Here is a 764-nt window from a genome sequence, read left to right as displayed (position 1 = left end):
TAGAGCGTCCAACTGCTCATGATTTCCCAGAACGCGAAGAAGTTGAACAGATCCTTGCTGGCGGTGATCCCTAACAGGCCGCCGATCATAAATATGAAGAAGAAGAAAAAGCGGTGTTGGCTATGGCCATGTGCCATATAGCCGATGGCATAGCACAGGTTAAGCAGGCCAACGCCGGCTATCAAGACGGCAAACCAGTAAGACAGCAGATCGTAGCGACCCGCATCTAACAGCACCGCTCCCAGCGTCAACGCCATGACGCCGACCGCCAGCATTCCCGCACGACGCGGTGCGCGCTTTCCGAGTAAAAACGTCAACAGTGCGCCGATAATCGCGATTGCCGTGGCGGGCGACCACTCCAGATTAAGCGTCGGCAGCGGCGTGACGGGCCAACCTTGATGATAGGCAATCTGCGCAATGGCCGGCTGTATCCAGTGTTGTAACCCGTAATCGGGGAACACGCCGCCCAGGACGACCAGCGCCGCCAACAGGCCGGTAGCCACACGCATCGCCAGCGGCGCTTCCTCTACAACGCCCGTGCCCTGATAACGGGCGAAGAACAGCACGCGTACGATGCGCAGGTAATATATTGCCCCCAACACGCTGCCTGTCAAAAACAGCAGCGCCACGGTGACGGCATTGGCGTGTACCGCGGCGTAGATCATCAGAAATTTGCTGTAAAAACCGCTGAACGGGGGCAACCCCATCACGGCCAACGCGCCGATGGCAAAGCACAGCGCGGTAAAGGGCATGACCCTGCCGAG

At 58.5% G+C, this 764-nt stretch carries 1 protein-coding gene; it reads right to left on the bottom strand.

What is annotated here, in order from left to right:
* The coding region (locus tag J5224_RS32230) for a proton-conducting transporter membrane subunit (protein ID WP_264629020.1) at positions 1–764 on the bottom strand (764 nt) is incomplete at both ends.

This window comes from Candidatus Symbiopectobacterium sp. NZEC135 (genome assembly GCF_025962695.1).
Note: the sequence above shows the minus strand (reverse complement) of the source record. Positions and strands in the feature narration are given on the sequence as shown.